The 22,459-nt window shown below is 42.9% G+C and carries 23 protein-coding genes; 9 read left to right on the top strand and 14 right to left on the bottom strand.

Annotated features, from left to right (window positions below):
- The first annotated feature begins 36 nt into the window (after positions 1–36).
- Together Q9312_RS11935 and Q9312_RS11930 are read left to right on the top strand one after the other, a co-directional pair.
- Positions 37–1,335 (top strand): threonine/serine exporter family protein, encoded by a 1,299-nt coding sequence (locus Q9312_RS11935; RefSeq protein WP_309201080.1) that lies wholly within the window; start codon positions 37–39, stop codon positions 1,333–1,335.
- A complete protein-coding gene (locus Q9312_RS11930) occupies positions 1,332–1,652 on the top strand; it encodes a hypothetical protein (protein ID WP_309201079.1) in 321 nt (106 codons plus the stop codon). Before Q9312_RS11935 ends, Q9312_RS11930 begins: the two co-directional genes overlap by 4 nt.
- Positions 1,653–1,716: 64 nt before the next feature.
- On the opposite strand, the gene Q9312_RS11925 is transcribed toward Q9312_RS11930, so the two are convergent.
- Both Q9312_RS11925 and Q9312_RS11920 read right to left on the bottom strand, forming a co-directional pair.
- Positions 1,717–1,890 (bottom strand): DUF3149 domain-containing protein, encoded by a 174-nt coding sequence (locus tag Q9312_RS11925; protein ID WP_309201078.1) that lies wholly within the window; start codon positions 1,888–1,890, stop codon positions 1,717–1,719.
- Positions 1,891–1,971: 81 nt separating this feature from the next.
- Positions 1,972–2,379 carry a group II truncated hemoglobin gene (locus tag Q9312_RS11920; protein ID WP_309201077.1) on the bottom strand — a complete coding sequence of 136 codons (408 nt, stop codon included), beginning with the start codon at positions 2,377–2,379 and terminating at the stop codon, positions 1,972–1,974.
- A gap of 116 nt (positions 2,380–2,495) precedes the next feature.
- Between Q9312_RS11920 and Q9312_RS11915 the strand changes: the two genes are divergently transcribed.
- Complete coding sequence (locus Q9312_RS11915; protein WP_309201076.1) at positions 2,496–3,464, top strand: carbon-nitrogen hydrolase family protein; 969 nt, start codon at positions 2,496–2,498, stop codon at positions 3,462–3,464.
- Between the two features lie 140 nt (positions 3,465–3,604).
- A complete protein-coding gene (locus tag Q9312_RS11910; RefSeq protein ID WP_309201075.1) occupies positions 3,605–4,336 on the top strand; it encodes a class I SAM-dependent methyltransferase in 732 nt (243 codons plus the stop codon).
- Positions 4,337–4,437: 101 nt separating this feature from the next.
- On the opposite strand, the gene gbpA is transcribed toward Q9312_RS11910, so the two are convergent.
- From gbpA to Q9312_RS11895, 3 genes are all read right to left on the bottom strand, one after another.
- Complete coding sequence (gene gbpA / locus Q9312_RS11905; protein ID WP_309201074.1) at positions 4,438–5,844, bottom strand: N-acetylglucosamine-binding protein GbpA; 1,407 nt, start codon at positions 5,842–5,844, stop codon at positions 4,438–4,440.
- 65 nt (positions 5,845–5,909) lie between these two features.
- The gene (locus Q9312_RS11900) at positions 5,910–7,892 is read right to left on the bottom strand and encodes a PKD domain-containing protein (RefSeq protein ID WP_309201073.1); all 1,983 of its coding nucleotides are present in this window, start codon (positions 7,890–7,892) and stop codon (positions 5,910–5,912) included.
- A 173-nt stretch (positions 7,893–8,065) separates the two neighbouring features.
- A complete protein-coding gene (locus Q9312_RS11895; RefSeq protein ID WP_309201072.1) occupies positions 8,066–10,423 on the bottom strand; it encodes a glycosyl hydrolase family 18 protein in 2,358 nt (785 codons plus the stop codon).
- Positions 10,424–10,995: 572 nt separating this feature from the next.
- On the opposite strand from Q9312_RS11895, the gene Q9312_RS11890 reads away from it, so the two are divergent.
- From Q9312_RS11890 to Q9312_RS11880, 3 genes are all read left to right on the top strand, one after another.
- Positions 10,996–11,505, top strand: a complete 510-nt coding sequence (locus tag Q9312_RS11890) for an ArsI/CadI family heavy metal resistance metalloenzyme (protein WP_309201071.1) — start codon at positions 10,996–10,998, stop codon at positions 11,503–11,505.
- Between the two features lie 27 nt (positions 11,506–11,532).
- Positions 11,533–12,069 (top strand): sigma-70 family RNA polymerase sigma factor, encoded by a 537-nt coding sequence (locus Q9312_RS11885; RefSeq protein WP_309201070.1) that lies wholly within the window; start codon positions 11,533–11,535, stop codon positions 12,067–12,069.
- Between the two features lie 437 nt (positions 12,070–12,506).
- The gene (locus Q9312_RS11880; RefSeq protein WP_309201069.1) at positions 12,507–13,031 is read left to right on the top strand and encodes a hypothetical protein; all 525 of its coding nucleotides are present in this window, start codon (positions 12,507–12,509) and stop codon (positions 13,029–13,031) included.
- A 7-nt stretch (positions 13,032–13,038) separates the two neighbouring features.
- Here Q9312_RS11880 and Q9312_RS11875 read toward each other — a convergent pair whose 3' ends face one another.
- Positions 13,039–13,899, bottom strand: coding sequence for a helix-turn-helix domain-containing protein (locus tag Q9312_RS11875; RefSeq protein ID WP_309201068.1), 861 nt, complete (start codon positions 13,897–13,899; stop codon positions 13,039–13,041).
- A gap of 105 nt (positions 13,900–14,004) precedes the next feature.
- Between Q9312_RS11875 and Q9312_RS11870 the strand changes: the two genes are divergently transcribed.
- Together Q9312_RS11870 and Q9312_RS11865 are read left to right on the top strand one after the other, a co-directional pair.
- The gene (locus tag Q9312_RS11870) at positions 14,005–14,940 is read left to right on the top strand and encodes a CPBP family intramembrane glutamic endopeptidase (RefSeq protein ID WP_309201067.1); all 936 of its coding nucleotides are present in this window, start codon (positions 14,005–14,007) and stop codon (positions 14,938–14,940) included.
- A 143-nt stretch (positions 14,941–15,083) separates the two neighbouring features.
- Positions 15,084–16,172 carry a TonB family protein gene (locus tag Q9312_RS11865; protein ID WP_309201066.1) on the top strand — a complete coding sequence of 363 codons (1,089 nt, stop codon included), beginning with the start codon at positions 15,084–15,086 and terminating at the stop codon, positions 16,170–16,172.
- Between the two features lie 223 nt (positions 16,173–16,395).
- Here the strand turns inward: Q9312_RS11865 and Q9312_RS11860 are convergent, their stop codons facing one another.
- The 8 genes from Q9312_RS11860 to Q9312_RS11825 are packed head-to-tail and all read right to left on the bottom strand — an operon-like array spanning position 16,396 to position 22,379.
- Positions 16,396–16,899, bottom strand: coding sequence for an O-acetyl-ADP-ribose deacetylase (locus Q9312_RS11860; RefSeq protein WP_309201065.1), 504 nt, complete (start codon positions 16,897–16,899; stop codon positions 16,396–16,398).
- Between the two features lie 9 nt (positions 16,900–16,908).
- Positions 16,909–17,472, bottom strand: coding sequence for a riboflavin biosynthesis intermediates N-glycosidase (gene ybiA / locus Q9312_RS11855; RefSeq protein WP_309201064.1), 564 nt, complete (start codon positions 17,470–17,472; stop codon positions 16,909–16,911).
- A gap of 11 nt (positions 17,473–17,483) precedes the next feature.
- A complete protein-coding gene (locus Q9312_RS11850; RefSeq protein ID WP_309201063.1) occupies positions 17,484–18,035 on the bottom strand; it encodes an RNA 2'-phosphotransferase in 552 nt (183 codons plus the stop codon).
- Between the two features lie 14 nt (positions 18,036–18,049).
- Positions 18,050–18,409, bottom strand: a complete 360-nt coding sequence (locus tag Q9312_RS11845; RefSeq protein ID WP_309201062.1) for a hypothetical protein — start codon at positions 18,407–18,409, stop codon at positions 18,050–18,052.
- A gap of 12 nt (positions 18,410–18,421) precedes the next feature.
- The gene (locus Q9312_RS11840) at positions 18,422–18,874 is read right to left on the bottom strand and encodes a macro domain-containing protein (RefSeq protein ID WP_309201061.1); all 453 of its coding nucleotides are present in this window, start codon (positions 18,872–18,874) and stop codon (positions 18,422–18,424) included.
- Positions 18,875–18,885: 11 nt separating this feature from the next.
- Positions 18,886–20,541 carry an NAD+ synthase gene (locus tag Q9312_RS11835; RefSeq protein ID WP_309201060.1) on the bottom strand — a complete coding sequence of 552 codons (1,656 nt, stop codon included), beginning with the start codon at positions 20,539–20,541 and terminating at the stop codon, positions 18,886–18,888.
- Between the two features lie 15 nt (positions 20,542–20,556).
- The gene (gene pncB / locus Q9312_RS11830) at positions 20,557–21,735 is read right to left on the bottom strand and encodes a nicotinate phosphoribosyltransferase (RefSeq protein WP_309201059.1); all 1,179 of its coding nucleotides are present in this window, start codon (positions 21,733–21,735) and stop codon (positions 20,557–20,559) included.
- Positions 21,732–22,379: an isochorismatase family protein gene (locus Q9312_RS11825; protein ID WP_309201058.1), complete on the bottom strand. Its 648-nt coding sequence runs from the start codon at positions 22,377–22,379 to the stop codon at positions 21,732–21,734. The genes pncB and Q9312_RS11825 overlap by 4 nt, the downstream gene beginning before the upstream one ends.
- Positions 22,380–22,459: the final 80 nt, after the last annotated feature.

The following is a 22,459-nucleotide window of genomic DNA, read 5'->3' as shown; positions in this document are numbered from 1 at the left end:
ATTCGTCAGACGGATTACTAATTCTGGAGTTTCTTCATGGCACAGATGCCACAAGCTTCTGTAGATGAACGGTCATTAGACGCCGTCCCCAATGCCCCGGATCGACATAAGCCGGTCGGGTTTATTTTGCGACTTGCGAAAGCCTTGCATACCTATGGTGTACCCGCTTACGAGCTTGAAACTACGTTATCGGCCTGTGCGCGTCAACTCGGATACGGCCTCCAGTGTTTATCACTGCCCACGAGTATCACCATGTCACTTATGCGTAAAAAGGATCATGTTCAAACCTTTGTTATTAGGGTCGCACCCGGTGAGGTCCATTTAGAGAAACTTCGACGGGTAAGTGACGTGGCTCATCGAGTGATGAAAGGAGAACTTTCAACCGCTGATGGAGCGGATGAATTGCAGCAGATCAATAAAGCTCGCCCAGCCTATCCGATGTGGGTGGTGGTGATTGCTTTCGCGATGGTCTCTGCTTCAGTGGCTCGATTGTTTGGCGGTGGTTTGAATGAAATGATCGGAGCAACCTCGGCAGGACTGGCATTAGGGCTATTAACCATTGTTTCTGCGCGAGTCTCCCTGTTGGCTCATCTGCTGCCTGCAACGGCTGCTCTTTTGTCTACCCTGGTCGCCTACGCAACGGCGCATTTTTTGCCGGGTACCGAAGTTTATATTTCGGTGGTCTCTGGGTTAATCATTTTATTGCCAGGCCTAACGTTAACGATCGCGATGGCAGAGTTGGCAACACAAAACCTAATGTCAGGTACCGCGCGACTCTTTGGCGCTGGTACGGTGTTTATTTTGATGGCCTTTGGGATGGTTATCGGAAACCATATTGCCGATGTATTTTCACTTAAAGACGTTGCGATGAACCATAAAGTGATCCCTCTTCCTGATTGGACTGAGTGGACCGCGGTTTTAATGGGATCGGTGGCGTTATTTATTCTATTTCAAGCTCGCTTTAGGGACGCTATTTGGGTAATCGCGGGAGGCTTCGTTGCTTTCGCTGCAACTAAGTATTCTGGTATCTATTTTAACAATGCAATGACGGCGTTTTTGGGTGCCATTGCGGTCGGAAGCTGTGCCAATTTAGTGTCACGCTTTACTGAAGTTCCGGGGGCTACTCTCGTGGTTCCTGGTTTTATTATTTTGGTACCCGGTTCAGTTGGTTTTAAAAGCCTGACGGCGCTTGTTGAGCATGATGTGGTGCGGGGCTTAGACACCGCTTTTAATATGACCTTGGTGGGTATTTCATTAGTCGCCGGCTTACTCATTTCATCTTTGGTTACTCTACCCAAAGCCAGTGCCGTTCAAGAGTTGGATACTGAATTATGAATGGCAAGCTGGGTTTGATAGTCGGCACCGCGTTGGTCGCGGTATTGTGTGCTTGGATGTATTCTAATCATTTACTCGAGCAACAAGTAACCGAATTTTGTGACGAAGCAGCGGTTGGAACCTTCGAAGACGATTTAGTCATTCTCGCTCAGCAAAGGTCGATGCTTGAATCACCTGTCACAGAGATTCCAAGTGTGAGCAACGACATTCAAGTTAAACACTATCAACCAAGTGAACTCCCTTTTTGGGGTCGTCAGTTCGCGTGTATTATCGAATTAAAAGATAAGCGCATCCAACGGCGAGAATTTTCTCGCTAACTACTTTAGTCACCAGTTTAGGACTTACTCACTAGTTTAGTAACTTTGCTAACAAGTCTAGTAGTTAGGCGTGACCTTGGTGTTCAGTTTTGTTGTGCTTCTTTTGCTCTTTCTCGGCTTCTAAGGTCTTTTTAATAAACATTCGAGCAAAATAAGCCATCATAATAATAGTAAAAATAATCACACCAAGGCTGAGTTGGCCGACCCACGTTCCGAGTAACTCCTTCCAAATTTCCATCGCACACCTCTGAATTTACATTAACCAAACACTTGTTAATGTTGAGCATAACGAAATGGAAAAACGCGGTACTGATCCGGATCAAACAGTTGCTTGTTGGTTGACGGCCATAATTCTTTGAGCTGGAATTTTAAATTGTTCTTTTAAATAATCTTTGAAGGATTCGTGATAAGGCTGACTGTCAATAGCTCTGTTCATACAGTTTAGCCAAGCATCGGCATCTTCTTGCACTAAACTAAGATGCCTGTGAGCACCGGGAATATTGATGGGGCCATAGGTTGCTTGAAACAATCGAGGGCCGCCCATCCATCCGACTAAAAATCGATACAGTTTATCGCGAGACTCAGACAGATCGGCATTGTGCATGTCTCTTATTCGTTTTGCTGACGGAAGTTGTTCCATATTATCGTAGAAATCTTTGACCAGTTGACGAATTCCAGATTCTCCTCCTGCTGCTTGGTAAGATGCATCTAAACGGCCGTATTGCATTTCAAGTTCCTCAGTATGAACAATCGTGCTAGTTTAACTTAAGGTGTTTGCACAAAGAATCCGTGTTTTGAGATTAAAGATTCGAAACTCATGACCACGGGATCAAAGGAGAAACTATGAATCACAAGCTAACGATCGCGATGGGACAGATCAGTCCAGTGTGGTTAAATCGTGAGGCAACGTTAGCCAAAATGGCTAACTATTTAACGGAAGCCGCTCGTGAAGGGGCGCAACTGATCGCGTTTGGTGAAGCACTTTTACCCGGATACCCATATTGGTTAGATTTAATCAATGGTGCTGAATTTAACTCAGAGAAACAAAAGCGACTATACGCTTATTATGTCGAACAAGCGGTCGATATCGAGCGTGGTGATTTAACGATGATTCAAGACGCCTGCGCGAAAAATAAAATTTCGGCTTATGTTGGCTGTATTGAGAAAACCCGTCAGCGCGGCATGAGTGTGTATTGCACCATGGTTTTCATTGATCATCAGGGGGTCATTCAATCGTCTCATCGAAAACTGATGCCAACCTATGAAGAGCGTTTGGCATGGGCACCGGGAGATGGTCATGGTTTACGAGTTCACAGTGTCGGCGACTTCACCGTTGGCGGACTCAATTGTTGGGAAAACTGGATTCCCATGGCGCGCCAATCATTGTATGCCCAAGGAGAGCAATTGCATGTCGCCATTTGGCCTGGAAATATCAATAACACCAAAGATATTACTCGGTTTATTGCAAAAGAAGCCCGTTCATACGTTATGTCTGTTAGCGGCTTAATTGGTCTCGATGATGTCGCGGATGACTTACCTTTTGCGAGAGAAATAAAAGAGGCAATGAAGGAACGTATAAGTTCAAGTGAAAAATTTCTCTCGAATGGCGGCTCTTGCATAGCCGCACCGGATGGTGAGTGGTTAGTTGAGCCAGTGATTGATAAAGAATGCTTAACCTTAGCGACGATTGATCTGTCTGAAGTAATGAAAGAAAGGCAAAACTTTGATCCAGCTGGTCATTATTCCAGACCAGACGTTTTACAACTGCAAGTGAATCGACAGAGACAAACAACGGTTCACTTCTCAGAATGATTGGGCTGACAGATCTACTTACAACTTGCTTTTAAAATTCAATAAATTTTAGAGTCAAGAGTGGTTAGAATTCGCAGTCTAGAATAGCTATTTTTTAGAATGATTTGGTTATTAAAAATATTGTTATACAAGGAAAGACTATGAACAAGTTTGGCGTATCATTATTTCTAGCCTTCGCAGCGGCTGGAAGTTCGTTGTTGGTTGCTGCTCAAGATTTTGCAGGCCGGTCGGTTGAAGATAAATTACGAGACGCGACGAGCAAACCCCAAGAAGTCATAGAGTTGGTGGGCGTTCAATCCGGAGACAGTGTGCTCGATTTCTTAGGGGGTGGTGGATACTACAGTGAACTTCTTGCCACAGTAGTGGGGCAACAGGGCAACGTTGTTTTGCATAACAATCAAGCGTATATGCCCTATGTGAAAGAACAGCTAACAAAACGATTTAATGGTGAGCGACTACCTAATGTCACCAGATTGTTGACTGAGGTCGACGACTTACAGCTCGGTACTGAGAAGTTCGACAGTGTATTTTTAGTCCTTGGTTATCATGATATGCATTTTAAAGATACTGGCTGGGATATGAATGTCGATACTGCTTTCCCACAATTGTATCGGGCTTTAAAACCGGGTGGTAAGTTACTCATTATTGATCATAACAGCGCCGCTGATCGGGGCATTCAAGATGCCAAAGAGTTGCACCGTATTGATAAAGAGTTCGCCAAACAAGACATTCAAGCGAGAGGGTTTAAATTGCTTTTGGAGTCAGATATTCTAAGTAATTCGAGCGATAAATACGATACTTCTGTTTTTGCAAAAGAATTGCGACGTAAAACCGATCGCTTTATTTTGATTTTTGAAAAAGAACGTCAGTAATTAAATCAACCGAGCGTTATGTGAATAGCATGAAGCATTTGGAGAAGGACCACGCATAAAAGCATGGTCCTTTTTTGTTGCATGTGTTTATTGAATGAAAGTTACTGTGACAGCAAATCCCAAGCATCTTGCCAGTAAGCACCTGCTCCGGGTTCGTAAGCATTGTTACTCGGAGAATAAATACTGCACCAACCGCTGTAGGGAAATGGCTTGCACTGATAGATTTTTCCGTCTTTAGCGAGAACCTGGGTGCCTGCATCGTAATTGCTTAATCCGTCAGGATAAACATAGTCATAACCTCCATTGGGTGATGAGGTTAATGATAAGTCAAAGTTTTGCTCGGAGGTTGAACCTTGGCTATCTTGCGCAATAATTTGCAATTGATAATTACCCGCGACGGCATTGGTAACGGTTAGGTTAAAAGCCATTTCTCCGTCAACGGATTGTTGTTGAGTCGCTATTATTCGCTGTTGTGCGTCGAGTAAGTTGGCTTGAATGTCAAATGGACTATTGGAAATTAACGTAAAGTTTACGTTGGCAACGCCGTCAACTATTGAATATGCGCTTTGCAATGCATCTACTCGATATTCGGGATCTACTTGTGTTTGTTCTATTTCAATCTCTACACGAACCAAAGAGCTGTCGTTTCCGGTAAAAACATCATTCTTTCCTTCCGTTGGAACTATGTTGCCTTGACTGTCTAAGATTCCTGCTCTTAGTTCATTTTGCTCACGATTAATCGCGTCGGCTAAATTTTTCGGCCAAGTGTTACGCGCGCCGTCAGCGGCAGATGAGATGGCAATTTCTGTTCGAAATTCGGTTCGTTCACCATTGCTGTCGAATACTCTCGTGCGTACTTTGTCACCTGGATTTAAATCCATGGTGGGGTTGATGTCTCCGATATCTTGCCAGCGAGGTGGCTCGACACCACCAAACGCTAAGTCGATAGCTTGATAAAAAGAATTAACGGTATCTGCAACATCCCATACGGCAAGCACCACATGGTAACCACTGCGTGACGGCAAGACACAGTTATGAGTAAGCTCTGCTGGTGGTCGTTGGTTGTTTCCTGAAACGCTACAAAAGGGAGTGAGATCGAAGCTGGCTCTGGTTAGTGGCTGATTCTGATCCCAGCCAGAACGAGTGATGAAATATCGAAAATCTCTAGACGCATGATTGGCTGTGAATCGCCAAGTAAACGAAAAGTTTCCAGATTGAGCGCTGCGTTTTACCCACCGCGTGGAAGTTTGTTGGTTGAGTTCGGAAAATTGTGGCAAGCCAGCCGCCGCAATCGTGCCATCGGCTGGACCCGATCCAGGAAAACGATCCAAGCCTTCAACACTTTGGGGTTCCCACTGTATTGCGCCGCAATTAGTATTCGTACGAAGGTGACATAAATATGAGCGAGATTCTGGTGACTTAACATAGCCATGGGAATATAAGTCGAGCGCGGAAGTGCCAAGCAAAAGTAGGCTGCATCCGCTCAAAAGTGTGGTTATTTTTTTCATAACGATCTCCTAAGGGGCGCTCTTATTATCTGACTGTGAAGATAACAAGAGCGTTTGTCATAAAGTTAAGGGTTTTGGTTTAGATATTGCCGATGTGGCGTTGAAAATTCGCGTTGCCGAAAAACATCCCAGTTAATCGACCAAGTCATTAATCCCCGAAAGTGCGGATACGCTTGCGATGGTTGGTAATTGCCACAGTTAGTGCCTTTGATCAGACAGTCCAATGCTTGCTGAGCGACGGCTGGTGCAGTGTAGCCACTGCTAGCCGATTGCGTGCTAGACGGTAAGCCAAAAGCAATTTGATCTTGTCGCAGTGGTGGAAAGTAGTTATTTGCATTGCCAGCAGCGGCAAAACCGGTCAATAACATATCACTCATGGCCACATGAAAATCAGCGGTTCCAGCGTTATAAATATTGCCATCGGTACCCGTTAGCGAGCCAGTGTTGTAATGCTGAACATGCAACACGGTTAGATCCGTTCGGAGAGCATGAATTAAAGGTAAATAAGCTCCCCAGATTCCTCCGAAATTATCCAAACCACCTTGAACATAGGCAGTTTCTGGCGCCATGGTGAGAATAAAGCTGTCACCAAAGCGGGCTTTTAATGACCGAGTGGCCGCGATTAAATTAACGATGGCAGGTGTTTGTGGATTAGCGATGGTGTCGCCGGCATTCATAAATAATGATCCGCCTTCTAAATCGATATCCATTCCATCGAATCCATAAGTGGCGATGATTTCGCCCATCGTTCGAACAAAGTTATCTCTTGAGGCTGCGGTGTTCAATTGAATATGCGCATTGGCACCACCAAGGGAGATAAGAACTTTCTTGCCTTTATTTTGTAGCGACTGAACCCCACTTTTAAATGCAGCTTCAGACTCACCGAAAGGACTAAAAGCGACTTCGCCTTCACTGCCACCTGGCTTATTTTCTGCAAAAGAAACGTTTATAAAATCCCAGGCATCGTCTACTTGAGCAATCGGAATATACCCTGAGCCGTTGTCAAAGTTATGCCAATAGCCGATCAGTAATCGATGTGGTAGAGGTGTCGATGGGCCATCGTCCGATTGAATCGTAACCCTGGTCGATGTGGTATTTTCTGCACCAAGATTGTCGGTCACCGTTAAGGTTGCAGTGTATTGACCCGCTGAAGAGTATTGATGCGTCGGATTCGCTAGAGTGCTTTCACTACCGTCACCGAAGTTCCAACGAAACTGATCAATCGTGCCATCGGAATCGCTGGAACCACGACTCGAAAACACAATGCTCGAATTAATGGTGCCAGTATAAGGACCATTAGCATTAGCGATGGGTGATTGATTATTACCGTCACCGCAGGCACCTTGATCTTGCCAAGCATGTTGCCAATATAGGCCTTTGCCGGGTTCATAAGCCCAGGTTTGATCCGATGAACACCAGCCACCAACCAAACACAAATAGGCGCGCCCTTGATGGCTAACTCGATCATCGGTGGCGTACTGATTACCAGCGTTATAGGTAGGTAAGTTGCATTCACCGCCACCGTTACCGTCGGTAATGGTTACTTGCGTAGCGGCCGAAACCTGTGCGCCTTGATCATCAGTGATGGTAAGGGTAGCGTTAAAAAGTCCTGCCTCGGCATATTGATGCGTGGGGTTAGCCGCATTGCTCGTTTGGCCGTCTCCAAAATTCCAAAAGAATTCGGTTATTTGCCCATCGGCATCACTAGAGCCAGCGCTACTGAAGGTTATACTCTCTCCCAACTCAGCTTGGTAAGGGCCATTTGGGTTAGCAATTGGATTCTGGTTGCCATTATCACCATCACAGGATCCTAATGATGACCATTCTTGCCATGGTCCTGAATGGGAGTCGGGTGATTGGTTTTGTGTCCACCAGTTGGCTCGGTACGCAATGCCATTTTGAGTGGCTTCATCGCCACCGTTGTAAATTTGATCATTTTGCCACGGGCTAAGTTGATCACAGTTATAGGCATAACTAGCCAGACAAAACCCTGCTAGAGAAAGGCGTGTGGCGTAAGTAAGACAGCGTCGTATAAAACAGTTTTTCATGAAAACCTCCTTAGAGTGCGAACATTCTGGAGATAGCGTTATCCTGAGTTTTCAGGTTTTTCAGACCCTTAGCATGGGAACTTAACTGAGGAAATATTCGCTATTGTGGAAGAAGGCGACAGTGACCAAAGGCCACCATCGCCAAGTTTTAGTTTAATGCTCTCTGTAGAGGACTACTGTAAGCCTTGATCGATGGCGTTTATCAGTTCGCCATTGGTTGTATCACCGCTTAGCTCCCAGAAAAATGCACCACCTAAACCTTGCTGTTTTAAGTAATTCATTTTTCCATTGATGGTGGCTGGGGTGTCATAGCTCCACCAATTGTTTCCACAATAGGCATAAGCCGTTCCCGCGATGGTACCGGTAGCAGGACAGCTTGTTTTGAGCACCTTATAATCTTCGATGCCTTGCTCGTAAGTCCCTGGTGCTGGCCCGGTGGCTGAACCGCCAGGAGTGCTTTGAGTAACGCCTGTCCAACCACGTCCGTAAAAGCCGATACCAAGAAGGATCTTATCAGCAGGAACGCCTTTGCTTCGAAGTACTTGAATACCGTTGTCGGTAAAGAAGCCAGCGGTTGGAATGCCATCGAAGCTATACAGTGGAGAGTGTGGGGCGGTAGGGCCTTGTGCTGCCCAAGCACCGAAAAAGTCGTAAGTCATGATCATATAGAAGTCGAGGTACTGCGCCGCGCCACCGTAATTTGCCGCGTTCAGTTTAGCTTCGCCTGCACCAATGGCCGAGGTGACTAACTTATCGTTACCGAAGCGCTCTCGCAGTGCTTTCATCAGGTCTCGATAGCCATTGAAACCACTGGTGTCACAAGTTAGGCCGCATTCATTAGGGTATTCCCAATCGATGTCGATACCATCAAAAACATCGGCCCAACGTGGATCAAAAACTAAGTCGTAGCAGGAGTTTGCAAAGGCTTGAGGGTTTGCTGCTGCTTGTCCGAAACCTCCAGACCAAGTCCAGCCACCGAAAGACCAAACTATCTTGATATTCGGATACATGGCTTTCAGACGTCGAAGTTGTCCGAAGTTGCCTCGTAACGCGCCACTATCCCAAGTATCTGCTACGCCGTCGACGCTGTCTGCTGCACCATAGAATTTGTCGTAGTCTGCATAAGCATCACCAATGGTGCATTGACCATTTTGAACATTCCCGAAGGCATAGACGATGTGAGTGAGTTTGCTCGCTGAGCCACTGGTGTGAATGTTTTTAACATGATAGTTACGGCCATACACGCCCCAGTTTGTGAAGTATCCAACAACTTTTGAACCACTGTTTCCAGAATCATCGTTGACGGTAACGCTGGTTGTTGCGGTGTTGGTGGCGCCTTGATTATCGGTTACGGTCAGTGAGACATCATACCGACCGGCACTCGCGTAGCTGTGGCTTGGTTCAGCGTCTGTACTGCTCGCGCCGTCACCAAAGTTCCAGAGATAGGCGCTAATAGATCCATCGGGATCATTGGAGCCACGACTGGTAAAAGAAATGTTAGAACCGGTTATGCCAAAGTAAGGGCCATTGGCCATAGCAACCGGTGCTTGATTTTCACCGCTTCCTGTTACTTCTGCCGTCGTGTTTGAACGACCCGTTGCTCCCTGATCATCGGTAACGGTTAAGGTGACAGAGTAGCTTCCTGAGTTTGCAAAACTATGAGACGGATTGGCTTCAGTACTTGAGTTTCCATCACCAAATGACCAGTTGTACTCGACGATCGTCCCGTCACTGTCGCTTGAACCGGCGCTAGAAAAGTTGAAGCTTTGGTTAACTCCCGCACTGTAGGGACCATTTGCATTAGCAATCGGGGCTTGATTGTCTCCACCATCGCAACTGCCAGTGTCTGTCCAAGCTTGCTGCCATGCCGATCCAACCCCAGGCTCATAAGCCCAAGCGGAAGATGAAGAGCACCAACCGGCAATATCGCAGCGGTATTTTCTACCCACATTTCGAACTTGATCGCCTGCACTGTATTGAGTTCCGGCCATGTATTGAGGAAGGTTACAAGTACCGCCATTGTCATCGCTAGTTACGCTAGCAACCGCAGTAGCAAGGTTAGAGGCGCCCTGATTATCGACCACGGTGAGCGTAACGCTGTAATCCCCCGCTTGTGAATAGATATGAGAAGGGTTGGCTTGACTGCTGGACGCGCCATCGCCGAAATCCCACTGATAACTGGCAATATTGCCGTCTGGATCGGATGAGCCAGCACTGCTAAATGCGATGGCCGTGTTGACTAAGCCTGAGTAAGGTCCATTGGCGTCTGCAATGGGAGCGCGATTATCACCACCACCGTCACAACTGCCGAGTGACGACCACTCTTGCCACTGACCAGAAAAGTCAGCTGGATTGCGATTTTGGTTCCACCAGTTGGCTTGATATGCCTCGCTGGCATGCTGCACTTGATCTCCACCAGTATAAACAGCCGAGCTATCCCAAGTTGATAAGTTGGAACAGTCGTAAGCGAATACTGTTTGAGCAAGTAACAAAGAACCGCCAAGTAAGGAAAACTTTCCGAATCTGTTCATTGTTTTATTCCCAAGTAATGTATTTAAACAAGAGCGATTCGAATCTTTTTTAAGGCCGAGTTTACCCGCTTCGAAAAAACAAGATTTTTCAAAGACCTCTTCGTACTAGATTCGAAAGCTCGCGAAACTTTTAGCTACGAGCGTTCTACCTAACCACGAAGCTGTCCTGAGCTTTAGGTAGAGAGTTTTTAGGCTGTACCACGTGCAATTTTTGTCGAGTCCCTGTTTATGACAGTAAATTGACAGCGCTGTCATAGTTTTTACGAGCAGCTGTGAAAAGTCAAGCTGGCTTCTCAGAGTTGATAATTTTTACCGAAATTAAGTTTTAGATAATGAACTCGATCTAATTTTTTAATTCATTAGATCAAATTGCGATGAGAAAAACCGGAGCTCAGCGGCGTCAAAAGGATGTTGCACAGCAGAAAAGATATTGTAATTGAAGAAGTACCTATGTGGAGGATAAAGTCGGAACAAAAACGTGGAGCAAAAAAGTCGAGAAAAAATTTGCGACCATCACCGGTTAACCCCGTCTTTAATAATAACGACCATTTAATATTGTTGGAGATAACCTGATGAGACGTTTTCATGTACATTTAACAGTAGAAAATTTAACGCACAATATTGACTACTACAGCCAGCTATTTGGGCAACCACCCACGAAAGAAAAATCTGACTATGCTCAGTGGCTACTCGAGAACCCAGCCGTGAACTTTGCCATTTCTTCTCGTGGCAAAACATTTGGAATCAGCCATTTAGGTGTGCAAGCCGATAATGATGATGACTGGCAAGAGTTACAAGAGCGAGCTCGCCGCAGTGGCGATATCTTCGAACAAAGCAATACCACTTGCTGTTACGCTAAAAGTGATAAGGCATGGAGTAAAGATCCGCAGGGTGTTGCTTGGGAATATTTTTTTACTAAATCACAGGCTGACGACTATGGGGTTGACACTTCAGAAGACTTGAATGCTATAAGCTCTGATGGGTATGTTGAACAAGAACTTAGTTCTAAGAATATCGATTCATACAAGAGCAACTCTAACAACTGTCGTTTATTTGCAAGAAAAGACAACTGCTGCTCTTAGCTGAGTGATAAAGAAAGTAGAGAAGTAATGAAAACGGCTAACATTAATCATTCGAATATGGATCAGGCCTTCTTGGAGATGGAGAAGGCCTTGAGACAGTATTTAATTCGTCGCTTACCAGACCAGGCGAGTGTTGATGATTTGGTTCAAGATATATTCATAAAAGCGCTAACGACGCTGGATGAAGGTCGTCGTATTGAAAATTTAATGGCCTGGGTTTTAACCGTTGCAAAAACTATGCTGGCTGACTTTTATCGAGCGCGCGCTCGTGAATTGGAAAGTGATTTATCCTCACTTCCTGTGGAGGATGAAAGTGCCATTCATCAAGTATTCGCTGAATGTATGTTGCCATTTATAGAATCTTTAGCCCCAAAGTATCGAGATGCACTGATGGCAGATCTTCGAGGCACAACTTATGCTAATTTAGCGCGTGAAGAAGGGGTTAGTATTTCGGCCATTAAAAGTCGAGCGGCCAGAGGTCGGTTGCAACTAAAAGAAAAATTAATTGCATGCTGCCATATAGAAATTGACCATGGCATGGTAAGTGAGTTTAAGAAAAAATAAGGACATTAACGTTATGATTAGAATGGATTGCTCTAGTCCAAGGTGGCGAACAGTGTCGTGTTGGTCGTCGGCAGTATCCGGTACGTTATTATTAATACTGTGTGTGGCTTGGTTCAACTTACCCCATACTTCGAGTCGAGAATTGTTAAGGCCACTGTTGCTGCTATTGTATGCTTTGTATTTTTCTATGATTTGGTTTCAATGTTGGCGCAACCGTCATTCGTAGATTTGTGTACGGGCTTTTTTAATGATAGAAAGGATATACATTTTACCAAGCTGCATGACCTCGGAGTCTTTAGTTGAAAACTTTAAATAACTTCACGTTAAAACCTCGAAAGATAAACCTTTCTTTCGGTAGCCTATTACGAATCTATTTTACCTGTCTTATAGCTGTACTTGGCAGCTTTTCGGTTTCGTTGGCTGCTAAAGAGCCCCCGTTGTTATCAACTCAAGCGCAAGACGCCTTTTTTAATAATCTTACTGCTCTTTGCGGGAAGGCTTTTGCAGGTAAAGTCGTTATCGACAATAGCAACAGTGATTCGTTTGCTAATAAAGAATTAGTCGCTCATATTCGACGCTGTGAACCTAATAAATTATGGATTCCTTTTCATGTCGGTGAGGATGCGTCCAGAACTTGGATCATTAGTAAGACGGGATCGGGATTGTCGTTAAAACATGATCATCGCCACTCCGATGGTCACTCCGACAAGCTCACCATGTATGGCGGTCACACACAGCAGTCGGGTTGGCCAGAAGTGCAATCATTTCCTGCTGATGCACCAACGATAGAGATGTTTGTACAACAAGGTCTCCCCCAATCGAACACCAATATTTGGCAAATTTTTATCTATCCAGACGTCATGAGCTATCGATTAATACGTGAAGGGCGAGAGTTTCGTGTCGACTTTGATTTAAAAAAAGAAGTGACTATTCCCAAAGCGCCTTGGGGATATTCGAACTAAAGCGTATTTAATTGATTGCATTACGAAAATAAGCAGGCGTTGTTAAATAAGTCTTTTTAAACTGCTGGGTAAAATGACTTTGATGACTGTAGCCCAGTGATGCGCTGATTTGACTAAGAGTAGCGGGAGATTTGAGTAACGTTAATGCTCTATCCATTTTGAGTTTCTGAATATATTGAGCGGGAGGTAATCCGAACGACTTCATAAATTCTCTAGAAAAATGAAAAGTACTCATGTTAATTTCGTTAGCTAACTTTGATAAGCTTAACTTTTCGCCAATATTTTCATTAATGTAATTTTTTAGTTTCGACTTTTGTTTTCGAGTAAGTCCCCCTTTATAGACTAATTTCTTGTCTCTTTGAGCATTGTAAGAGTCGTAAATAACTTCTATAAAACGGACCAGCCATTGCTCCTTGAAAATCGAATAATTTAATTCTTGATCAAAGACTAATCTTTTGAAGCATAATTGCATTTTTTCGTTGTCATCATAAATAGTTTCTTGCAGCTCAAAGTTTCTTGCATCAATTTCAAACAAACGCTCTAGCCAAAAGCCAATTTCCTTTACATTTAAATAGACATGCACAAACTTTAGTTCTTTCTTTACGCTCCAAGTAGAGTAACTGCCTTGAGGCATAATGCATATTTTACCTGGTCCCCCTATTTGTGAGCGGTTGCCTTTGCGGAAACTGTTTTCTCCTCCGAGCAGATAGTAGCTAAAAGTATGGAAGTTCTCTTGATGATAAGTTACTTGCTGTTGTGGGCTGTACCAAAGACGATAGAAAATTTCAGAATAAGGATTTTGAGCCGCTATAGCTTCCACCGAAGAATGATTAAAAGGCTTGGAAGAAAACTGTTCAATTGAGTCCATAACTCTATTTCCACTCGAAATCTAAGTAGCAAGATTTTGATATAAATCACCATTTAATACAGGCAAAGTCATATCTTTAACTAAGAGAGACAATCAGTAATGCTTATGGATGTGCGAACCTCAAAATTAACGACTAACTATCTTTTTAATAATGAGAAAGCCTATGGTTGGGTGCCTGGGATATTTCTCGGACCTGTTGTTGGCTTATTCCTTATCATCGTCGCGATGTTGCCCGCTGAAATCCTTTTACCGTCTTTAAATCTGATGACTGCAGACGGCGATTTTATCGGAATTCAGGGTTTTGTTGCCTTCTTACTGAGCGCTTTCCCTCTTGTCGGGATCTTAGTCTTGAGTTGGGTTAGATGGGTTGAACGACGAAGTCGTGATTCTGTAGGTCTGAATCGCGACAGGTCTTTGTCTCATATTTCGTGGGGCCTACTCGTTGGTATATTAAGTAGTTTATGGGTTGTTCTGAGCATCGCGGTAATGGGTGGCTACGAGTTGGGTAATTGGTTTAGTGGTTTTGAGAGTTGGCAAAATATCGGGGCGATAACACTATTACTGTTTTGCTTTATAATTCAATCAGGAGTTGAAGAGTTACTGTTTCGAGGTTGGCTTTTTTCTTCAGTAACTCGAAGGCATAGTATAGCGCTTGGAATGCTGGCTTCAGCAACGCTATTTACTTTTTTACACTTATCACCGGAAAATCCATGGTATACCAATATTAATTCCTTTATGTTTTCTATATTCGCCTGTTACTTAGTTTTACTGAGTAACACGGTATGGGTTGCAATGGGATGGCATGCTGGGTGGAACTGGCTTATTGGTACGGGATTTAATATCCCTCTTACGGGCATTGAAATCGATATTCAAGCGTCGATAGTTGAGTTATCTCCTACCGGAAACGACTTCATCACTGGAGGAGCGGGAGGTCCTGAAAGTAGTGTCGCTTGCTTCTTGTTCTTTCTAATAGGCTCCATTTTTTTGCACGTAAAGCTCATTCGACGGACAAATAAGGCTAGAGTACTTTCGATTGTTTGATGGAGGCTTTTATTATAAATGGTGTAAGTTTTTAACGCTAGGCCGTACTAACCCTTGAGTAGTAGGGCTGTTTTACGAATTCATTATGTAGCTATCAAAAAAACAAAGAAAACTAGACACTTTTTAAACTAGGATGTGAACTAATGAAAAATATTATCGCCATATTCTCGGTGATCCTTTCCATCGGACAAGTAACTGCACTTCAGGAACCGGAAGTAGAAAAGGCTTACAATGAGAGTGACCAGCAAAGTCAACTCAACGCGCTCTACGAGAAGGTAAATGCTCACATTAAGTCAAAGAAGAGGATGACACAAGATGTTGTCAATAACGCAAAGGACGCGTATGAATTGGCACTGAAATTAAATGCAAAGAAAGAAACTATCAGTGCGGTAGGTTTTTTATATATTCAAGCTATGGGAGATAATTTCAATCAAAAAGAAAAGGAAGAGGTATTACTTAGAGTTTATGAGCTTGATCGAGGTTCAGATTACTTTGTAGATACAGGTGTAGAACTTGTTAGATACTACGTTCGTTCAAAGAAAATGAACAAGGCTAGTGGCATTGCTCAAGAATTGCTAAATACGAAAGAGGATAAGAGCTCTAAAGCCGACTTGATGTTATTGCTTGGAAATGAGTTTTATTTTGGTGATTTAGACAGGGCTCGGAAATATTTTGTCCATGCTGCGGAACACTATAAAGAGACGAATAATCCGAAAATTGCTATGACCAATTTCATGTTGGGTAAGTACTATTTAGCGAAAGAAAACCATGAGACCGCCTCGAAATTACTCTCTGAGTCTGTAGAGCAGTTTAGCTTGATTCCTGAGTATCAAAAGCAATCACAGATTGCTGAGTCCTTTCTACTTAACGCATATATTCAACAAGGAGAAAATGAGTTGGCCAATCGATTGTGTCAAAAGATAGGTCGAGAACGCGAATGGGACGATGGAAAAGATATAGAAGCGTTATACATTGTTAACCCGCAATATCCGAACAAAGCTGTAAGGAATAAAGAGAAGGCTGAATTGCGATATAGCTTTTTAGTGGATACGAATGGTTTTGCTAAAAATTTCAAGTTAATAGAGTTTCAAGGCGATAAGGAATATAAAAGCTCTTTTGATGAAGCGGCCGTTGCTGCGATAAAAAATTGGCGGTTCGCGCCAAAATTTGAAGACGGAAAGTCCGTAGAAGCAGAAGCCTATTACACTATTGTGTTCAAACTAGCCGAATAGATTGAGAGAACGGCCTCTAAAAATGAGGCCGCTGCATGAATTAATGAGGAGGAAATAGTAAGCTTTCTCTTTTATTAATTACAATGTAACAAAATTTCGACGGCTTACTCGGTTCATCACAAAGCAAACCAGTATACCCTCTGAATTGTTTCAAATATAAATCCAGTGCCCATCTACTGCAATCACTTCCCAGGTGCGAGTTGGCTAAAACTAGTTGACGGACTTATTGCTTTAAAATCTGATTTAGTTGCCGAAAAACCTTTTTATCAAACGCGACAAAGTAAACGTCTATATTGTATGACTCACGTTCTAGAGCATCTTTAACTTCCCTAATTGCTATTTTACACGCTTGCTCAGTCGGAAATCGATATGAACCACAACTTATTGCAGGAAATGCTAAGCTAGTGAGCTTGTACTCAATTGCTAACCTGATGCTTTCTCGATAACAAGACGCAAGCAATTCGGGTTCGTTCTTCATACCACCGTACCAGACTGGACCAACCGTATGAATAATGTAACGAGCCGGAAGTTGATAGCCTTTGGTGATCTTCGCTAGACCCGTTTCGCACCCGCCCAATGTCCTACAGTGCTCTAAAAGTTCTGGTCCGGCTGCTCGATGTATTGCACCATCAACGCCACCGCCGCCACATAAACTTACATTAGCGGCATTAACAATAGCATCAACATTCAACGTTGTAATATCGCCTTCAATAACTGAAATTTTCATATTCCATTGTCACCCGTTACTGAGTAGTATTCTGACTTTCATTAGTGCAAAGCCAAGTAGGTTATCGCCTCGCCACTTATAGGGATTGTTAGCATTCGGATGATCTTCCGCAAGTCCTATGCCCCAAATTTTGTCATGAGGACTTGCCTCTACCAACACTCGTCTTTTTGTCGACAATAGAAACGCTTTCAAATTTACGCATTGTGAAAATTTAGCGTAATTACCTTTGACAACGATTTCAAAGCGATTGCTTACCCACTCTTCTTGATTAAAGTTAGCGACTTGTCGACCTAATGCTTTGGCTTCACCAGGGGAACGCGCTTGCAGTATTTTTTGAAGTAATATCAAGTCATTAAACAAACGAGCTTTTTCTGCCATCATATAGTGTTCAGCGGTGTGGTAGTTAACATCTTCTACTGTAAAGTTCGACGGATACCATTGACTTAAGCAGGTCTTGTCAACAGAGCCTCTCCTCGTGGATTTATGTCCCCAAAAAAATAGGTACTTCGCTGACTTACCTTTAGATAAGTCAGTCAGTAATTGCTCCCTTGTTAATATAATTTCATTTTTCATAACTTAAATACTTAGTTTTCATATATGTAAATATATTGCGGTGGCACCGTATCGGTTAGCCAAACGTGATTGTCACTGCAGTAAAACAAAAAGCCATCACCATACATAGCGAGAGCATCAATTTTCAATAAAATGGGATCTCCATATCGCTCTCCCACCTTCAATGCAGTAGAGGTGTTTTCGGTGAGATGCACATGATGGCGATCTCTCTTTAATAATCCTTGCCGAAAAATTGCATCTAAGTTTTTCTTAGCTGTGCCATGAAATAATATTGCTGGCGGTTGAGTCGACGCCAGCGCTAAGTTTACCTTTAGACTATGCCCCTGACTTGCTCGAATCTTTTTTCTATCATCGCTATACTTAAAACGTTGCTTATCATTGTCGTTAACAACGATGTCGAGTTCTTCGAGTGTTAGAGCCATTCCATGATCATTCATTTTAGTTAATAACTCACTAACATCAGCCCAACCACTTTCATCAAGAGTTAATCCTATCTTTTGTGGTTGATGACGTAGAACTAAGCTAAGAAATTTAGACCTTTTGACGATGTTTGTTTTTTTCATAGTTTTCCAAAAAATTATATTTTTACTACCTCGGTGTATTCTCCAATGACTTCTATTTCTCCAACGATATTATCGTTAAGTTCTTCTAAGTCATTGGCGGGTATCCACCATTCAGTATGATGTTTTGCGCCAACAGTGTGAATTTTGTATCTTTCAATAAATGAACGTTTAACTTCAAATCGAGTTACATAGCCAATGCCTTTTTCTTTAACGTTCCAATTGTTGACTTCGATCGCGTAAGTCTCATTGGTTACCGGGTAGAAAATCGGTTGGCCGGGTAATCTAGGTGGCCACCGTTTGTAACCACTTTCTTTGACCAGTTTAAGCTCATTTTTACCTGTCGGTCTGTACAAGGTAATCGTATTTGTTTGCATGTGTTCTTTCCTTTAATTTGAGTAACGTACTAGTGTATGGTCTTCGCCCTTCAAGGCATTATCGATAATCGGCTCTATTATTGACCAGTCTCCTTTTGCCAGACCTGCTCCAATTAATGGATAAGCGATTCGACGCCCTTGGTACGACTGCTTTATTTTTACAAATACCCTTGCTAAAGCATCGTAATCCGCAAAACACCCTTTACGACCGTACGCGTATTGCGTGTAAGCATTGACGATGACAAAAGAGGTTTGCCTTTTTACACGAGCAAAAGTAAAACTCCCGAGTTTATTTTCGTCACCCTTTATTGTGGCCAAATCAGCTTGAAAAGCTTCGGGATACCTCTCTTTAATTTGTTTTGCAATGCCACTACCCATATTGCAAAAACAATTACAACCGTGAATGATTACATCGAACATTCCTTCTTCGGCTAGGTCTAGTAAGTTTCCATCTATTATCTTCATCTGCATCATCTCTATGTATATCGAGCGGCAATGGGGAGCCATCTACCCATACCAAAACTTCGTTTTTGAACGCGAATAATGGGTGGAGCTTGTTTTCTTTTAAACTCAGCGCGATCAACCATGTCTTGAATCTTGGCGATTAAATCGTACGAAACAGACTTTTCTGTTAAAAGCGCTGAACAAATATCTTGTTCACTCTCTGACAGTAAGTCTCCTTCAATATATTGCTTTAATATTGCGTCTAATATTGGGTACGCAGGTAAAGAATCATTATCAACTTGACCTTCAGCCAGTTCTGCACTTGGAGCTTTCGTTATAATGGCTTCAGGAATCACGTCGCTTTGATAGTGCATATTGATAAATTTAGCCAACTCGTAAACTTCCATTTTATACAGATCTCCGAGTGGATTTATTCCTCCATTCATATCACCATAAAGCGTTGCATAGCCGACGCTCATTTCACTCTTATTGCCAGTTGATACTACTAACGCTGAAAAATGATTACTGAACTCCATTAGAATTCGGCCACGAATTCGAGCCTGCATATTTTCTTGAGTAATTTGATTTGGCATGCATTTACTCATCAGTTCGAATTCTTTTATAGTCAATGCGAAATCCTGAGTGATGGGCCGTTCAAACAGTTCAACTCCCAGGTTTTTACATAATATTATTGAGTCATTCACACTGCCCTTTGATGAATATTTTGATGGCATTGTAATGGCCTTAACTTTTTCGGATCCTAGTGCAAAACGACATAAAGCAATGGTTACTGCAGAGTCAATACCGCCAGAAGAACCGACAACGATTTTATCGAAACCGCACTTTTCGACATAATCTCGAATGCCTAGCTGAAGCTGTTCTAAAATAAAGTGACTTCTCTTCATTGGGCTTACTTCAATCACTCTATTATCTTCGAGCTTAGCTTCTACAACCTCTTCAGAAAAAGCTTTTGCTGAGGCAGTGAGTTGTCCCTGTCTGTTCATAATAAAGCTAGCACCATCAAAAACTAATTCATCATTGCCACCTACTTGGTTCACATAAACAAAAGGCACATTAAGTCGACTAACTAGATTTTGAGCTATTGTCATTCGCTCCTCTTGCTTTCCTACGTTACTTGGAGAAGCATTAATACTAATCACAGCATCTAGCGGAACACCTTCGAGATTATCGATGGGATCTGCTAGATAGGCCCCTTTCGCTTCGGTAAACCAAGCATCTTCGCAAATCATGACTCCAAATCGCTTTCCATTAAGGGTAAAGCTATTGGGTGATGACTTTGCTGAAAAGTGTCGAGCTTCGTCAAAAACGTTGTATGTGGGAAGTAGTTGCTTGTAATACTCTAGAATGACCTCTCCCTTATGTAATACAACCAGCGCATTGTGCAGCGGTTTGCCAACACGATCTCTATTTTTTGCAGCGTAGCCAATCAAAATAGCACAAGGTTTTTCTATCGTTGCTTTTCTTATCTCTTCTAACGCTTCCCACTGTTTGTTCAATAAACTAGAGCGTAAAAGCAAATCTTGAGGGTAATACCCTGTGATGGCTAATTCACTGCAAATAAATAAACCTTCATCGGCTTGAAACTTGTGGTACTCACTTAGAATCTTACTGACATTCCCGTCGATATCACCAACGGTAAAGTTTAATTGTGCCATTATAATTTTCATCGCTAAGACTCTTAATTAACTCGCATTAAAGACATTGTTTAAATAAGCCAGGTAAGTTTCATCTTTACACATGGTTTTACCTGGACTGTCGCTTATTTTTGCAACCGGCTGACCATTACACTTGGTCATCTTCATAACAATACTCAGAGGTGTAACACCGACATCGTTAGTTAAATTAGTGCCTATTCCGAAAACGATGTTGGTTACATCATAAAACTTTTCCAGTAATTCAAATGCCAAAGGAATATTGAGTCCATCACTGAAAACGAGTGTTTTCGTTTTCGGATCAATACCTAACTTTTTGTAGTGATCAATCATTTTTTCAGCCCAAGTAAATGGGTCGCCACTATCATGGCGAACGCCATCAAATAGCTTTGCAAAATAGCGATCAAAATCTTTTAAGAACGCATCGATTCCAACTACATCAGTCAGGGCGATTCCGAGATCGCCTCGATATTCCTTCGTCCATGTTTCCAGTGCCATTTTTTGACTATCGATTAATCGAGGACCAAGTGCTTGAAACGCTTGTAAATATTCATGAGCCATAGTGCCTAAGGGTAATAGGTCCAGTTCACGAGCTAAATACATATTGCTGGTGCCGACCAAATTGCTTTTGACGCTTCGCTTCAAGTGCTCTAATACATGGCAGTGCCATTCACGATTAAATCGTCTGCGGGTGCCGAACTCCATAAGCTTAAAGTGCTCACGCAGCGGATGCTTCTTAATCGCCTCGGTTTTCTCCATCAAGCGTCTTTGTCCTTCTTTAAGGTCAACCTTAGCGTACTCATTTCGTGAATAAACTTCTTCGACAATAGCTAAGATAGGAACCTCAAACATGATTGTGTGAAGCCAAGGGCCCGCGACAGTGATTGTCAGTTGTCCGCGTTCATCTTCACCAATTCGCACATATTGTTCGTTTAACTGGAAAAGTTTAAGAAACTGAATAAAGTCTGGCTTTAAGTAGTATATTCCTGCTAAGTAATGCAGTTCGTTCTCCGTTAATCTGAGCTCACATAAAGCTTTGATTTGAGCCTTAATTTCAGCCGCGTATGGCTTTAGACTCACATCGGCGTTTCGACACTTAAAGGTATACTCAACTTCTGCTGCTGGAAATTGATGCAGCACAGTTTGCATCATGGTTAGCTTATACAAGTCAGTGTCGAGCAATGAACGAATAATGGGCTGTGTTTTCATTGAGTTAATCTCTCTAATTCTTGATAGTCGCGTACGATATGAATTCCTGCTGTCGTCATTTCTGTTATTGCTTGTTCGATGGTTTCGGCAGCGATACCACGACAGGCTGCTAGATTTACAATCACTTCAAACTTAGACTTTCGTAGTTGGAGTGCGGTGGTTTTAACGCAATAGTCCGTTGCTAAACCTCCGACAATTACCGTATCGATTTTTCGGGTTTGAAGAAACTCTATCACCCCTGTGCTCATGGTTTCTGACAGGTCGTGATAGCAAGCTCCGTAAGGATGCATGTCGAGCTCGATCCCCTTCCAAACAAAATAATCATATTCGGCGGGTTTGGGTAAACCAGCTATTAGTTCAAAGCCTTTTGTGCCGGGGACTGCATGTTGATTCCATGCGATATCGACATGGTCACCGTGAACCTCTGTAAACATGGGTTGTTGCTTATTCGCGACCCAGATAGCGTGTGGGCTATGAGCATCTTTTGAGCCAACCCGAATAGCCGCAAGCGTTGCCTGAGCATTAAGCTCAGGGACTATTTCAGTGCCACCCTCTACTGGTAATTCGTCTGGGCATTCAGGGGTAAATGCATACTGTGGGTCAACATCAAATGCAGCGGTGGTCATGATATTCAATCGTTTCATGCTGCTCTCTCCTTGGTTTCAATCAATGGTTGCGTTTAATATGATAATTAATATACTATTAATAGTACGCACACTATACT

This window comes from Pleionea litopenaei, assembly GCF_031198435.1.
Classification (GTDB): Bacteria; Pseudomonadota; Gammaproteobacteria; order Enterobacterales; family Kangiellaceae; genus Pleionea; species Pleionea litopenaei.
This window is presented reverse-complemented; position numbering and strand designations above follow the sequence as displayed.

What these genes read in the sequence shown, in the direction of transcription:
- Q9312_RS11875 (WP_309201068.1), bottom strand. Translation starts at nt 13,899, where the DNA reads ATGGACTCAATTGAACAGTTTTCTTCCAAGCCTTTTAATCATTCTTCG.
- Q9312_RS11835 (WP_309201060.1), bottom strand. Translation starts at nt 20,541, where the DNA reads ATGAAAATTATAATGGCACAATTAAACTTTACCGTTGGTGATATCGAC.
- Q9312_RS11890 (WP_309201071.1), top strand. Translation starts at nt 10,996, where the DNA reads ATGAGACGTTTTCATGTACATTTAACAGTAGAAAATTTAACGCACAAT.
- Q9312_RS11840 (WP_309201061.1), bottom strand. Translation starts at nt 18,874, where the DNA reads ATGAAGATAATAGATGGAAACTTACTAGACCTAGCCGAAGAAGGAATG.
- pncB (WP_309201059.1), bottom strand. Translation starts at nt 21,735, where the DNA reads ATGAAAACACAGCCCATTATTCGTTCATTGCTCGACACTGACTTGTAT.
- Q9312_RS11870 (WP_309201067.1), top strand. Translation starts at nt 14,005, where the DNA reads ATGGATGTGCGAACCTCAAAATTAACGACTAACTATCTTTTTAATAAT.
- Q9312_RS11895 (WP_309201072.1), bottom strand. Translation starts at nt 10,423, where the DNA reads ATGAACAGATTCGGAAAGTTTTCCTTACTTGGCGGTTCTTTGTTACTT.
- Q9312_RS11935 (WP_309201080.1), top strand. Translation starts at nt 37, where the DNA reads ATGGCACAGATGCCACAAGCTTCTGTAGATGAACGGTCATTAGACGCC.
- Q9312_RS11860 (WP_309201065.1), bottom strand. Translation starts at nt 16,899, where the DNA reads ATGAAAATTTCAGTTATTGAAGGCGATATTACAACGTTGAATGTTGAT.
- ybiA (WP_309201064.1), bottom strand. Translation starts at nt 17,472, where the DNA reads ATGAAAAATGAAATTATATTAACAAGGGAGCAATTACTGACTGACTTA.
- Q9312_RS11850 (WP_309201063.1), bottom strand. Translation starts at nt 18,035, where the DNA reads ATGAAAAAAACAAACATCGTCAAAAGGTCTAAATTTCTTAGCTTAGTT.
- Q9312_RS11825 (WP_309201058.1), bottom strand. Translation starts at nt 22,379, where the DNA reads ATGAAACGATTGAATATCATGACCACCGCTGCATTTGATGTTGACCCA.
- Q9312_RS11930 (WP_309201079.1), top strand. Translation starts at nt 1,332, where the DNA reads ATGAATGGCAAGCTGGGTTTGATAGTCGGCACCGCGTTGGTCGCGGTA.
- Q9312_RS11900 (WP_309201073.1), bottom strand. Translation starts at nt 7,892, where the DNA reads ATGAAAAACTGTTTTATACGACGCTGTCTTACTTACGCCACACGCCTT.
- Q9312_RS11915 (WP_309201076.1), top strand. Translation starts at nt 2,496, where the DNA reads ATGAATCACAAGCTAACGATCGCGATGGGACAGATCAGTCCAGTGTGG.
- Q9312_RS11885 (WP_309201070.1), top strand. Translation starts at nt 11,533, where the DNA reads ATGAAAACGGCTAACATTAATCATTCGAATATGGATCAGGCCTTCTTG.
- Q9312_RS11920 (WP_309201077.1), bottom strand. Translation starts at nt 2,379, where the DNA reads ATGCAATACGGCCGTTTAGATGCATCTTACCAAGCAGCAGGAGGAGAA.
- gbpA (WP_309201074.1), bottom strand. Translation starts at nt 5,844, where the DNA reads ATGAAAAAAATAACCACACTTTTGAGCGGATGCAGCCTACTTTTGCTT.
- Q9312_RS11845 (WP_309201062.1), bottom strand. Translation starts at nt 18,409, where the DNA reads ATGCAAACAAATACGATTACCTTGTACAGACCGACAGGTAAAAATGAG.
- Q9312_RS11925 (WP_309201078.1), bottom strand. Translation starts at nt 1,890, where the DNA reads ATGGAAATTTGGAAGGAGTTACTCGGAACGTGGGTCGGCCAACTCAGC.
- Q9312_RS11865 (WP_309201066.1), top strand. Translation starts at nt 15,084, where the DNA reads ATGAAAAATATTATCGCCATATTCTCGGTGATCCTTTCCATCGGACAA.
- Q9312_RS11910 (WP_309201075.1), top strand. Translation starts at nt 3,605, where the DNA reads ATGAACAAGTTTGGCGTATCATTATTTCTAGCCTTCGCAGCGGCTGGA.